The following is a 12,528-nucleotide window of genomic DNA, read 5'->3' on the forward strand; positions in this document are numbered from 1 at the left end:
TGCGGCGGCGTGCTGGGAGGTACCGCCGTTACCTGGACAAGCAGTGACTCCCGGTCGCGCCCGGCCCGGGTTCTTGTGGAGCCGGAACCGCCGTCGACATCCGAGAGAGGCGCCAAGTGGTAGCCAATTCCTTCACCCCGCACGCGGAGCTCTTCGATCTGAGCGGCAAGCGCGCGCTCGTCACCGGGGGCACCCGGGGCATCGGGATGATGATCGCGCGTGGCCTGCTCCGGGCGGGTGCGCGCGTGGTCGTCAGCGCACGCGACGCCGACGCGTGCGCCCGGGCGCGGGAGCACCTGTCCGAGTTCGGCGAGGTGCGGGCCGTCCCCGCCGACCTGTCCCGCCACGACGAATGCCGGCGACTGTCCGGTCTCGTCACCGCCGGCTCCGAGCGGCTCGACATCCTCGTCAACAACGCGGGCGCCCTGTGGGACGCGCCGCTGGAGACGTTCCCGGACGAGGCCTGGGACACGGTCGTCGACCTCAACCTGAAGTCGCCGTTCTGGCTGGTCCAGGAGCTGCTGCCCGCACTCCGCGAGGCGGGCACCGCCGACGACCCCGCGCGGATCATCAACATCGGCAGCATCGCCGCCATCCACATCCCGCACCGGCCCAACTACTCGTACTCCAGCAGCAAGGCCGCGCTGCATCAGCTCACCCGGCACCTCGCCCGGGAGCTGGGACCGCAGCACGTCACCGTGAACGCGGTGGCGCCGGGACCGTTCCCGTCGGCGATGATGGCGGCCACCCTCGACGAGTTCGGCGAGGCGATCGCCGCGTCCGCCCCGCTGCGCCGGATCGGCCGCGACGACGACATGGCGGGTGTCGCCGTGTTCCTGGCCGGCCGGGCCGGCGCCTACCTGACCGGCGCCGTGATCCCCGTCGACGGCGGCATCGCCACCACCGCGTAGGCGGTCGGCCCTGCAGACCCTCGGGGGCGCCGGAGCCGGCGCCCCCGAGGGCGTCCAGCCGGAGCCGGCGGCCACCGTGCGGCCCCCGAGGGCCAGATCATGGCGAGACTTCTCCGGGCGGCGCTCCCGGATCGTCGCCGCCACGGTTCGGGTCCGGTCCTCGGCCGTCGTCACCGGACCGTGGTGACTCACGAGGTCATCGATATGATCCCTATTGGTAATGGGGAATTCGGGGAGGGGACGACCATGAACGGGTTGCGTCAAGCGGCCGTGGTGCTCGCCGCGGCGGTGCTGCTGACCGGCTGCGCCAAGAAGGACACCGGGGAGACCACCGAGAGCGGTGTGAAGCTGGTGAAGTCCGGGGCGCTGACCACGTGCACGCACCTGCCGTACGCGCCCTTCCAGTCCAAGGACGACACCGGCAAGGTCGTCGGCTTCGACGTCGCGCTCGTCGACCTGGTCGCCAAGAAGCTGGGCGTCGCGCAGGAGATCGTGGACACGCCCTTCGAGGGCATCAAGTCCGGTTCGGACCTCAACGCGGGCAAGTGCGACGTGGCGGCGGCCGGCATGACGATCACCGACGAGCGCAAGAAGGTGCTCGACTTCTCCGAGCCGTACTTCGACGCCACCCAGGCGCTCGCCACGCTGGCCGGCAAGGAGGTCAAGACGCTGGAGGAGCTCAAGGGCAAGCGGATCGGCGTCCAGGGCGCGACGACCGGCGAGGACTACATCAAGGCGCAGGTCAAGGAGAAGGGCCTCGACCTCGAGGTGGTCTCCTTCAAGGATCTCGCGGCGGCCCAGCAGGCGCTGGCCACCAACCAGATCGCGGCCGCCGTCGGCGACCTGCCGGTCTGGAACGAGTACGTGAAGGCCAACCCCGGCAAGGCGGTCGTCACGGCCGGCTTCGACACCGGCGAGCAGTACGGCTTCGCGGTCAAGAAGGGCAACGCCGAGCTGCTCAAGGCCGTCAACGACGCCATCGCCGCGGCGCGGGCCGACGGCACGTACGACACGATCTACCAGACCTGGATCGGCGAGAAGCCGGCCAGTTGATGAAGCTGAGCCGCCGCCGGCGACAGCGGGTGCTCCGCGTCGCCGGCTACGTCGTCTTCGGACTGGTGATCCTGGCCGTGGCCGCCGCCGCGGACTGGGGTCGCCTGGCCGACGCGTTCTTCCGCTCCGACGTCGCCCGGAGCATGTTTCCCGAGGCGATCACCGTCGCCCTGCGGAACACGATCCTCTACACGCTGCTGGCGTTCGTCTTCGGGCTCACGCTCGGGCTGGTGCTGGCGTTGATGCGGCTGTCGTCGATCCTGCCGTACAGGTGGTTCGCGACGGCGTACATCGAGCTCTTCCGGGGTCTGCCCGCGCTGCTCGTGCTCTTCATGGTCGGCTACGGCGTGCCGCTGGCCTTCCCGGACAGGGAGATCCCGGGCGGCGTCTACGGCTCGGTGACGGTCGGGCTCGGGCTCACCGCCGCCGCGTACATGGCGGAGACGATCCGCGCCGGCATCCAGGCGGTGCCGAAGGGCCAGCTCGAAGCCGCCCGTACGCTCGGCATGTCGCACCCGCGCGCGATGGTCTCCATCGTCCTGCCCCAGGCCTTCCGGATCGTCATCCCGCCGCTGACCAACGAGATCATCCTGCTGACCAAGGACACTTCCCTGGTGTACGTCCTCGGCGTGACCTCGTCCACGATCGAGCTGACCAAGTTCGCCGGCGACGCGCTCAACACCCGGGTCAACCCGACCCCGCTCGTGGTCGCCGGCCTGCTCTACCTGGTCCTCACGCTGCCGTTGTCGCAGCTGGTCCGGGGTCTCGAACGCCGCGCCGCGAGGGAGAGGTGACCGGCATGTCCACGATCGAGATCGCCGGGCTGCACAAGAGCTTCGGCAGGCTCGAGGTGCTGCGCGGCATCGACCTGGCCGTCGAGCCCGGCGAGGTCGTCTGCGTCATCGGCCCGTCCGGGTCCGGCAAGTCCACGCTGCTGCGCTGCGTCAACCTGCTCGAGGAGCCGACCGCCGGGACGATCCGGGTGGCCGGCGTGGAGGTGACCGATCCCGACTGCGACATCGACGCCGTACGCCGGGGGATCGGCATGGTCTTCCAGCAGTTCAACCTCTTCGGCCACCTGACCGTGCGGGAGAACGTGACCATCGCCCAGCGCCGGGTCCTCAAGCGCAGCCGCGCCGAGGCGGCCCGGATCGCGGCGGAGAACCTCGACCGGGTGGGCCTCGCGGCGAAGGCGGACGCGTACCCCGCGCAGCTCTCCGGCGGCCAGCAGCAGCGCGTCGCCATCGCCCGCGCGCTCGCGATGGAGCCGCGGCTGATGCTCTTCGACGAGCCGACCAGCGCGCTCGACCCCGAGCTGGTCGGCGAGGTCCTCGCCGTCATGCGCGGGCTGGCCGCCGAGGGCATGACCATGCTCGTGGTGACGCACGAGATGGCCTTCGCCCGCGAGGTCGCCTCGCGCGTCGTCTTCATGGACGGCGGCGTGATCGTCGAGCAGGGCCCGCCGGCCGAGGTCTTCGGCAGCCCACGGGAGGAGCGCACCCGCGAGTTCCTGCACCGCGTCCTCGAACCCACCAAGGTCAGCACGACCGAGCTGGAGTCCTGACCGCCGGTCTGTCGGGTCTCCGGCACCCCGTCTCAGGGGACCGGCGTGGCGCCTCCGACTCCGGGGGTGTCACGCATGGACGGGTACGCCGGATACGCCAACGAGCGGCTGGACAAGTTGCGGGCCGCCGAGTACGCCCATCTCGACGCGCGCGGTGAGGTGTACCTGGACTACACGGGCGCCGGGGTCTACGCCGACGCCCAGGTGCGGGCGCATCGGGACCGGCTGGCGCGGCGGGCGTACGGGAACCCGCACTCGGAGAACCCGGCGTCGGCCGCCTCGACCGAGCTGGTGGAGTCGGCCCGCCGGGCGGTGCTGCGGTTCCTGCACGCCGACGAGGACGAGTACGCGGTCGTCTTCACGGCCAACGCGTCGGCGGCGTGCCGGCTGGTCGGGGAGGCGTACCCGTTCGGGCGGCGCCGGGAGCTGGTGCTGACCAGCGACAATCACAACTCCGTCAACGGGCTGCGCGAGTTCGCCCGGCGGGCCGGCGCTCGCCGGCGCGTCGTCGCGATCGACGGCCCGGAGCTGCGCGTCCCGGAACAGGCGGTGCGCCGGGCGCTGCACCGGCGGGGCCTGTTCGCCTTTCCGGCGCAGAGCAACTTCACCGGCGTGCAGCACCCGCTGCGGTGGGTGGAGCAGGCCCACGACGCCGGGTACGACGTGCTGCTCGACGTGGCGGCCTACCTGCCCGTGCACGAGCTGGACCTGCGCCGCGTACGGCCGGACTTCGTGCCGATCAGCTGGTACAAGGTGCTCGGCTACCCCACCGGCGTCGGCAGCCTGGTGGCCCGCCGGGAGGCGCTGGCCCGGCTGCGGCGCCCCTGGTTCGCGGGCGGCACGGTCGCCGCGGTGAGCGCCGGCGGCGAGTGGCACTGGATGGCCCCCGACGAGACCGCCTTCGAGGACGGCACCCTCAACTTCCTGGGCATCCCCGACGTGGAGTTCGGCCTGAGCTGGCTCGCCTCCGCCGGCCGCGACGCGGTGCGCCGGCGGGTACGGGCGCTGACCGCCTGGCTGCTCGACCGGCTCACCGCGCTGCGGCACACCAACGGCCGCCCGCTGGCCCGGATCTACGGCCCGGCCGGCCTGCGCGACCGCGGCGGCACGGTGGCCTTCAACCTGCTCGACCCGGACGGCCGCATCGTGGACGAGCGCCTGGTCGCCGCCGAGGCCGCCGCCGCAGGGCTGGCCCTGCGCACCGGCTGCTTCTGCAACCCCGGCGCGGGCGAGGCCAGCTACGGTCTGAGCCGCCGGCTCCTGCGCAAGGCACCCCACCCGCGGGTCCGCACGGTCGACGCCTACCTGCAGCAGGTCGGCGTGCCGAGCGGCGGCGCCGTCCGCGTGTCCTTCGGCATCGCCTCCACCGACGCCGACGCCCGCCGCCTGCTCGACTTCCTCACCACGTCCTACCGCGACCGCGTCCCGGATCCCGCCGGCCTCACCCCGCGCGTGCGCTGCTGACCGCTGCCTGCGTGCCGGGCCTGACCTCCGCGACCGGTCCGATGCTCGCTGGGCCTCACCTCCGCGACAAGTCCCATGCTCGCCGGGCCTCACCTCCGAGATCGGGCCGATGCTCGCGGGATGAGCGGGTGCCCGGCTCCGAGCGTCACCCCCGGATGATGCGAGGCGCGCGGTGGTCCCGGTTGTCGATCAGGATGGTTGCCCGCCGGTGCGGTGTGCACGAGCGGAAGTAGATTCGCTGGCCCTCGACATAGCGTCGCATGCTCGGATGATCGGGGTCAGGATCGGTGCCGTCACGTTCGGCCATGCGCCGGGCCGTCACGGTGAAGGGGACGTCCAGGAAGACCGAGAGGTCCCAGGCCTCGACGAGCTCGTCGCGATGCAGGAAGAGCCCGTCGACGACGAGAACGGTCCCGGGCGGCGCGGACTCCTGCCGCACCCGCAGCTCGGCATCCGTCCGGACGTCATGGGCGGCCGGCCGGTAGCGCCTGGAGCCGCCGGCGCCGAACGGGTCGAGCACGTCACGCCGAAAGCGTGCGTAGTCGTAGGAGTCCTCCCAGAACCCGTCCGGCGATTCGCGGCCCCGACGGTAGCGGACTTGCCGGACGTTGTGGAAGTCGTCCAGGGACACGCGTACGACGGGCCGGCCCAGCGCGCGCACGGCGGCGGCGAGGTCGTCGGCGAAGATGGTCTTCCCCGCGCCGTCCACGCCGTCGACAGCGACACGCGGACATACGCCCGCCAGGTCGTCGGGAATGCGCCGCGCTACGTGTTCGATGACATCGAGCCGGCCACCAGGGTTGGTCACGCGACGATTCTGCCAAGCAGCCCTCGCGTGGGCGCTGCGGCCGGACGCCCGCTGCCGCTGCCGGGGGCGACCCGCACGGATCAGGGGTGCTTGCGCCGCGGAGGGCGAGTGGGCGGGTGGGGCGCCGGACGCCGTCGGGCCAGGGCGGTCAGCGTGGCGGCGGCGGCGATGACGGCGTACGTGATCAGCAGACCGCGGCCGTAGTGACCGTCGCCGGGGCCCAGGAGCAGCGGGACGCCGACGACGGTGATCGATGCGGCGGCCGTCAGTGCGCCGGCGACGGCGGGCTTCAGGCGGGGCGGGCATCGTCGCAGGATCAGGGCGCCCGCGCCGATCATGAGGGGGAGCAGCACGGCGTCGTGGGCGATCAGCACGGCGGCCAGGAAGATCAGGACGCCGGGGGTCGCCACCGCGCCGGCGAGGCCGTACCCGAGGACGAGCGTGCCCGCGACGATCAGCCCGCGGCGGACCGCCCTCATCGGACGTCCCGCATCCGGATGGCGCCGACCCACTTGGTCTGCAGGACGCCGGGGCGGTTGGGGGCGATGAGCCGGGCCGGGTAGCCGTGGTCCGGGTGCAACGGTTCGCCGTTGAGCCGGAGGGCGATCAGCGTGTCCGGATCGCGGACGTGTGGCGGTGCCACGGTGCTGACGCGGTAGCGGCCGCCGGCCTGCAGCGACTCCACGATCGCCTCGGTCCGGGCGGGATCGGCCCCGGCGAGGGCGACGAGGTCGCGCAGCCGCACGCCGGTCCAGGTGCCGGTGGCGCTCCAGCCCTCCACGCAGGCGATCGGCAGGGTGGCGGTGTGCTGCGGCAGTGCCTCGAGGTCGGCCAGGCTGAGCCGGGTGGTGCCCGCCGGACCGGTGAGCACCAGCCGGTACGCCGTGGTGACCGCCACCCCGGCGGCGGCCGCCGTGCGGTTGACCGGCAGGCGCTGCGGGCCGCTGCCGGGGCGGCGGGGCGCCAGCACGGACAGCGGGAGCAGCGGCGCGAAGGTCTGCCCGGCGGTGGCGACCGTGACGAGCCCGGCGGTAGCGGCCAGCCCGGTCAGGAAGCCGCGGCGCGCGGGGGCGTGCGGGCGGGCCAGGGCTTCGCGGACGACCGGCAGCTGCACTCCGATGTGGACCAACATGGCGCCCGCCACGATCCACGCGACCTGATAGTGGGCGGTGGTGAAGAAGAACGGCATCGGCGCGTACCAGCGAGCCACGTTGAACACCCCGCTGACCACCTGGAACAGCGTTGCTGAAACAAGCAGCGCGATGCCGGCACGTTCCAGGGCGTGGGCGGCCGAGCGCAGCGCCGGCCGCTGGAACAAGCGCGGATAGACCGACCAGAGCTTCGCGCCCAGCAGGGGTACGCACGCCAGCCCGGTCGCCACGTGCAGCCCCTGCGTCACCCGGTACAGCCCGGCCGGCCGGGACGGCCACCAGAACCAGCCCGGCGGGTGCTGCACGAGGTGACTGATCAGCCCGGTCACGAAGCACACCGCGAACGCGGCGCCCAGCGCGAGCCCCAGCAGACTGGTCAGCCGGGTGGACCGCAGCGGTGACGTGAAGTCCTCGGGAACCGGTTTCAGTCGCGTTCCAGCGTGGCGAACCATCGTCCGGCCTCCTCCCAGGTCATCAGGACGCGCAGGGCGTGGGCCGCCGCGAGGGGCGCGAGCTCGTCCGCGGCGACCACGGCCCAGTCGAAGGGCTCGCTCGGCGCGTCGCCGGAGGCGCTGATCCGCACCGGGCCGGACCAGCCGGGCGTGCCGGGCGGGGCGACCTCGGCGTGCACCCGTCCGGAGGCGGTGAGCAGGTCCCGGCAGCGGCGCAGCAACCGGCCCGGATCCCCGCCGATGCCGATGTTGCCGTCGGCCAGCAGCAGATGCCGCCACCGGCCGTGCCCGGGCAGCGCGGAGAAGACGTCGCGGCGCAGGGCACTCGCGCCGCGCTCGCGAGCCAGCCGTACGGCCACCGCGCTCACATCCACCCCCAGCGCGGGCCGCCCGGGTCCGGCCAGCGCCCGGGTGAGCCGGCCGGGCCCGCACCCCACGTCGAGCGTCGGCCCGTCGCACCGGTCCAGCAGCCCCTGATCGCCGGGCAGCGCCGGCCGCACCCACGCGGCCGCGTCCAGGGTCAGCGTGCCGCCGGACGCGCTCCGCACCGTCAGCAGCGCCGGCTCCCCGGCCTCCGCCCGCAGCAACAGGTCGTCGAAAACCGCCACTGCGGGCGGCGATGCGGCCAGAACGCTCATGCCGCCACCCGCAAGGCTTCGCGGAACCGGCTGCCCGGCGGGCACAGACCAGCCACGGCGTACGCGTCGGCGGCCGTGTCCACGTCCCGCAACGCCGGCAGGTCACCCACGCGGAGGCCCCGGCTCGCGAGCGCGGCGCGGGTGTCCGCCCCGGTGGTCGCCGTCGACATCGGCACGTCGCGCAGCACGGCGGCGTGGGCGGCGTCGCGCAGCCCGAGCGCCCACCAGCCCCCGTCCTCGGCCGGCCCGAGCACCGCGTCGTGCGGGCCGGAGGCGAGCCGGTCGAGGGCCGCCCGCACCAGCGCCGGGGTGACCTGCGGCGTGTCCATGCCGATCAGCAGGGTGGCCGTACCCGGGCGGGCCGTGTCCAGGAAGGCGTGGGCGATCCGCTCGCCCAGGGAGTCGCCGCGCTGGACCGTGCGGGTCCAGCCGCGCGGTGCCGGATGGTCGCCCTCGATGACGAGGATGCCCGTCCCGACGGCGTCGACGGTGTCGGCGAGAGCCGCCGCGGCTATCGCGGCGGCCTGCTCCGGTGTGTACGGCGGGCACAGGCGGGTCTTCACCCGTCCCGGCACCGGCGTCTTGGCCAGGACGAGCACCTGCGGGGTCATCGGGCCAGCACCGCGCTCATGTCGCGGACGGCGCGAACCGTGCCGCGGACCGTTCCCGTGACCTTCGACCGGGTGCCCGCGGCCCGCGGCCGGTAGGCGATGTCGACCTCCCGGACCGGCCAGCCCGCCCGGCCCGCCGCGATCAGCAGTTCGAGGGGATAGCCGAACCGGCGGTCGCGCAGGCCCAGGGCGAGCAGATCGGCGCGGCGGGCGGCGCGGACCGGGCCGATGTCGTGCACCTCGAGCCCGGTGGCGCGGCGCACCCGCCGGGCCAGGAAGGCGTTGGCGAGCCGGGCGTGCGCGGGCCAGGCGCCGGAGCCGACCGGCCGCCGGCGGCCCACGACGAGCCGTGCCGTCCCGGCCAGCACCGGCGCCACCACGCGGGGCAGCTCGGCGGGGTCGCAGGAGCCGTCGGCGTCCAGCACGCACACCACCCCGTCGGCCGGATCCACGGCGAGGACGCCGGTGTGCACCGCCGCGCCGTAGCCGGGCGTCGGCTCGGCGACGACCCGGGCGCCGAGCCCGCGCGCCACGTCCGCGGTGCCGTCCGTGGAACCGTTGTCCACGACCGTGACCGCGTAACCGGCCGGCATCCGCGCGAGCAGGCCCGGCAGCGCCGGCGCCTCGTTGAGACAGGGAAGAATGACGTCCACCATGGCGGCGAAGGTATCCGTGCCGCGGCTGCCGGAACCGATTCCCGGCCTTACGGATCCCTTACGCCGCAACGGTTTCTTACGAACCGCTGACGGATCGCGCCGGGGGCTCCCGGGCGGCGGGGCAGCGCCCTACCGTCGCCCGGATGAGCCATGTCCTCGTCACCGGCGGCGCCGGTTTCATCGGGTCCCACGTCACCGCCGCCCTGCTCGCCGCGGGCCACGACGTCCGGGTCCTCGACTCCGGGCATCCCGCCGCGCACAGCCGGCCGCTGCCCGCCGGCGTCCACGGCGTCCCCGTCCTGCGGGCGGATCTGCGCGACGAGGAGGCGATCGGTGCGGCACTGCATGGGATCGACGCCGTCGTGCACCAGGCCGCGATGGTCGGCATGGGTGTGGACCTCGCCGACCTTCCCGCCTATGTGGGCGCCAACGACCTCGGCACCGCAGTCCTGCTCGCGGCCATGGCCCGCACCGGCGTGCGCCGGATGGTGCTGGCCAGCTCGATGGTGGTCTACGGCGAGGGCGCCTACGTGTGTCCCGCCCACGGTCCGGTGCGGCCGGCGCCGCGGGACGCTGCCGACCTGAGCCGGGGCCGGTTCGATCCGCGGTGCATCCGGTGTGCGGCGCCGCTGGATCCCGTGCTGGTGGGCGAGGATGCCCCGCTGGAGCCGCGCAGCGTCTACGCCGCGACCAAGGTCGCCCAGGAACACCTGAGCGCGGCGTGGGCGGCGGGCACCGGCGGGTCGGTGGTCGCGCTGCGCTACCACAACGTGTACGGGCCCGGCATGCCGCGCGACACCCCCTACAGTGGCGTGGCGGCGATCTTCCGCTCGGCCCTCGCCGCCGGCCGGCCCGCCCGGGTGTACGAGGACGGTGGCCAGCGCCGCGACTTCGTGCACGTGTCCGACGTGGCCCGGGCGAACGTGGCGGCGCTGGAGTCGGCCGGCGCGGAGGATGGTCGTCTGCGGGCGTACAACGTCGCCTCGGGCCGTCCCGCGACGGTGGGGGAGCTGGCGACGGCCCTGACCACCGCGCTGGCCGGCCCCGCCCCGATCGTCACCGGGCAGTTCCGCGCCGGCGACGTGCGGCATGTGGTCGCGTCACCGGCCCGCGCCGCCGCCGAGCTGGGCTTCACCGCCACGATCCCGCCGGCCGAGGGCTTCGCCGCCTTCGCCCACGCGCCCCTCCGCGGATGAGCGGCCTTCGTCCGCGTGGCGCTCCGCGGATGAGCGGCCTTCGCTCGCGTGGGGGCCCGCGGGGCGACCTGGTGGCCGCCGGGGGAGCGGTCGGGCTGTTCGCGCTGGCCGCGGGCGTCGGGGCGGTGCTCTATCTGGCCGGCCGGCCCGTGCACGCCAGCGCCGCGCCGATCACCGCGCTGTGGCGGCCGCACGTGGGCCCCGGCACGCCGGTCGCCGTCGGCCTGGCGATCCTGATCATCCGGTACGGCCCCGCGCTGAGCCGGACCCTGCCGTGGCGGCGGCTGCTCGGGGCGGCGTACGCGGGATCGGTGTCCTGGATCCTCGCCCTGGCCCTCGTGGACGGCTGGCGCCGCGGCGTGACCGGCCGCCTGACCACCGATCACGAGTACCTGAGCGAGGTGCCCGGCGCCGGCGCCGTGGCCGGGGTGCTGCGCGGCTTCGCCGGCCGCATCGTCGACGGGCAGCCGGACTCGTGGACCACGCACGTGGCCGGCCACCCGCCGGGCGCCTTCCTGATCTTTCTCGGACTCGACCGAATCGGCCTCGGCGGCGGCACCTGGGCGGCGCTGGGGTGCGTCGCCGTCGCCGGGCTCGCCGCGGTGGCCGTCCCGGTGACCCTGCGTACGCTCGGTGACGAGGACGCCGCCCGGGCCGCGGTGCCGTTCCTGGTGCTCACCCCGGGCGCGGTGTGGCTCGGGGTCTCCGCCGACGGGCTGTTCACCGGGGTCGTCGCCGCCGGGCTCGCCCTGCTCGCGACCGCACTGGTCCGGCGCAGCGCGCTCGCCGGGCTCGCCGCCGGCTTGCTGCTGGGCTTCAGCCTCTTCCTCTCGTACGGCTTCACGCTCCTGATCGTCCTCGTCGCGGCCGTCATCCTGCTCGCCCGCCGCCGGAGTGCCCGGGCCCTGGGCGCCGCGATCGCCGGGGCGGCGGCGCCGGTGGTCGTCTTCGCGCTCGCCGGCTTCTGGTGGCTCGACGGCATGCACCTGGTGACCGTGCGCTATTACCAGGGCATCGCGGCGGTCCGCCCGTACGCCTATTGGGTGTGGGCCGACCTGGCGATCCTGGCCGTGAGCGCGGGCCCGGCCGCAGCCGTCATCCTGCGCCGCGCGGCAGGGGCAAGCCGCGCGGCAGGGGCAAGCCGCGCGGCAGGGGCAAGCCGCGCGGCAGGAGCAAGCCGCGCCGCCCTGGTCCGCCGCCTCGGGCCGCCGGTCGTGCTGCCGGTCGCGGCGCTGCTGCTCATGGTGGCCGCGAGCCTGTCCGGCTACAGCAAGGCCGAGGTCGAGCGCATCTGGCAGCCCTTCGTCCCGTGGCTGCTGGCCGGCGCCGCCCTGATCCCGCCGCCCGCCCGCACCCGCTGGTGGCTGCCGGCCCAGGCGGCCACGGCCCTGCTGGTGAACCACCTGCTCCTGACCACGTGGTGAATCGGTAAGAATTCCACAAGGTTCCCGCGCGCGGGCGGGCGCTAGCCTCGGCGGGGTGCCCCACGTTCTCGTCGTCGACGACGACCCGACCGTCAGCGACGTCGTGCGCCGCTATCTGGAGCAGGCCGGCTGCCGGGTCCGGCTCGCCGCCGACGGTGCCGCCGCCCTGAGCGCGGCCGCCGCCGACCGGCCCGACCTGGTCGTGCTCGACCTCATGATGCCCGGCATCGACGGGCTGGAGGTGTGCCGCCGGTTGCGCCGCCGCGACCCCGACCTGCCCGTGGTGATGCTCACCGCGCTCGGCGAGGAGGCCGACCGGGTGCTCGGCCTCGAGGTGGGCGCGGACGACTACGTCACCAAGCCGTTCTCGCCCCGGGAGCTGGTGCTGCGCATCCGCTCGGTGCTGCGCCGCAGCACGCCGGCCGGCGAATCGGCCGTCCTCGCCGACGGCGGTCTCGTGGCGGACACCGGGCGGCGCATCGCCTCGCTCGACGGCCGGCCGCTGGCGCTGACCGTCCGGGAGTTCGACCTGCTCGCGTTCCTCATCCGCCACCCGGGGCGCGCCTGGTCGCGGGCCGAGCTGCTCGCCGAGGCGCCGGG

Annotated in this window: 14 protein-coding genes; 8 read left to right on the forward strand and 6 right to left on the reverse strand. The window is 74.5% G+C overall.

Features of this window, described 5'->3' with window-relative positions; all coding sequences use genetic code 11:
- The first annotated feature begins 116 nt into the window (after window positions 1-116).
- The 5 genes from RBH18_RS40000 to RBH18_RS40020 all read left to right on the forward strand — a co-directional run bounded on the left by RBH18_RS40000 (window position 117) and on the right by RBH18_RS40020 (window position 4,992).
- A complete protein-coding gene (locus tag RBH18_RS40000) occupies window positions 117-911 on the forward strand; it encodes an SDR family oxidoreductase (protein WP_306215733.1) in 795 nt (264 codons plus the stop codon).
- Window positions 912-1,157: 246 nt separating this feature from the next.
- A complete protein-coding gene (locus RBH18_RS40005; protein ID WP_306215734.1) occupies window positions 1,158-1,964 on the forward strand; it encodes a transporter substrate-binding domain-containing protein in 807 nt (268 codons plus the stop codon).
- Window positions 1,964-2,758: an amino acid ABC transporter permease gene (locus tag RBH18_RS40010; protein ID WP_306215735.1), complete on the forward strand. Its 795-nt coding sequence runs from the start codon at window positions 1,964-1,966 to the stop codon at window positions 2,756-2,758. Before RBH18_RS40005 ends, RBH18_RS40010 begins: the two co-directional genes overlap by 1 nt.
- Window positions 2,759-2,763: 5 nt before the next feature.
- Window positions 2,764-3,528: an amino acid ABC transporter ATP-binding protein gene (locus RBH18_RS40015; protein ID WP_306215736.1), complete on the forward strand. Its 765-nt coding sequence runs from the start codon at window positions 2,764-2,766 to the stop codon at window positions 3,526-3,528.
- 75 nt (window positions 3,529-3,603) lie between these two features.
- Window positions 3,604-4,992: an aminotransferase class V-fold PLP-dependent enzyme gene (locus RBH18_RS40020; RefSeq protein WP_306215737.1), complete on the forward strand. Its 1,389-nt coding sequence runs from the start codon at window positions 3,604-3,606 to the stop codon at window positions 4,990-4,992.
- 145 nt (window positions 4,993-5,137) lie between these two features.
- Here RBH18_RS40020 and RBH18_RS40025 read toward each other — a convergent pair whose 3' ends face one another.
- From RBH18_RS40025 to RBH18_RS40050, 6 genes are all read right to left on the reverse strand, one after another.
- Window positions 5,138-5,800 carry a nucleoside/nucleotide kinase family protein gene (locus tag RBH18_RS40025; RefSeq protein WP_306215738.1) on the reverse strand — a complete coding sequence of 221 codons (663 nt, stop codon included), beginning with the start codon at window positions 5,798-5,800 and terminating at the stop codon, window positions 5,138-5,140.
- An 80-nt stretch (window positions 5,801-5,880) separates the two neighbouring features.
- Window positions 5,881-6,279, reverse strand: coding sequence for a hypothetical protein (locus RBH18_RS40030; protein ID WP_306215739.1), 399 nt, complete (start codon window positions 6,277-6,279; stop codon window positions 5,881-5,883).
- Window positions 6,276-7,403, reverse strand: coding sequence for a molybdopterin-dependent oxidoreductase (locus RBH18_RS40035; protein ID WP_306215740.1), 1,128 nt, complete (start codon window positions 7,401-7,403; stop codon window positions 6,276-6,278). Before RBH18_RS40035 ends, RBH18_RS40030 begins: the two co-directional genes overlap by 4 nt.
- The gene (locus RBH18_RS40040; protein ID WP_306215741.1) at window positions 7,376-8,041 is read right to left on the reverse strand and encodes a class I SAM-dependent methyltransferase; all 666 of its coding nucleotides are present in this window, start codon (window positions 8,039-8,041) and stop codon (window positions 7,376-7,378) included. The genes RBH18_RS40035 and RBH18_RS40040 overlap by 28 nt, the downstream gene beginning before the upstream one ends.
- On the reverse strand, window positions 8,038-8,652 hold the full coding sequence (locus RBH18_RS40045; RefSeq protein ID WP_306215742.1) for a TIGR04282 family arsenosugar biosynthesis glycosyltransferase: 615 nt from the start codon (window positions 8,650-8,652) through the stop codon (window positions 8,038-8,040). Before RBH18_RS40045 ends, RBH18_RS40040 begins: the two co-directional genes overlap by 4 nt.
- Window positions 8,649-9,308 carry a glycosyltransferase family 2 protein gene (locus RBH18_RS40050; protein WP_306215743.1) on the reverse strand — a complete coding sequence of 220 codons (660 nt, stop codon included), beginning with the start codon at window positions 9,306-9,308 and terminating at the stop codon, window positions 8,649-8,651. Before RBH18_RS40050 ends, RBH18_RS40045 begins: the two co-directional genes overlap by 4 nt.
- Window positions 9,309-9,451: 143 nt before the next feature.
- Here RBH18_RS40050 and RBH18_RS40055 point away from each other — a divergent pair, with 143 nt between their 5' ends.
- The 3 genes from RBH18_RS40055 to RBH18_RS40065 form a co-directional block, all read left to right on the forward strand.
- On the forward strand, window positions 9,452-10,504 hold the full coding sequence (locus RBH18_RS40055; protein ID WP_306215744.1) for an NAD-dependent epimerase/dehydratase family protein: 1,053 nt from the start codon (window positions 9,452-9,454) through the stop codon (window positions 10,502-10,504).
- A gap of 29 nt (window positions 10,505-10,533) precedes the next feature.
- On the forward strand, window positions 10,534-11,928 hold the full coding sequence (locus RBH18_RS40060; RefSeq protein ID WP_306215745.1) for a hypothetical protein: 1,395 nt from the start codon (window positions 10,534-10,536) through the stop codon (window positions 11,926-11,928).
- Between the two features lie 55 nt (window positions 11,929-11,983).
- Window positions 11,984-12,528, forward strand: a 545-nt coding sequence (locus RBH18_RS40065; protein ID WP_306215746.1) for a response regulator transcription factor, incomplete at its 3' end; no start/stop codon positions are given.

This window comes from Actinoplanes oryzae, from assembly GCF_030757795.1.
In the GTDB taxonomy this organism is placed as follows: Bacteria; Actinomycetota; Actinomycetes; order Mycobacteriales; family Micromonosporaceae; genus Actinoplanes.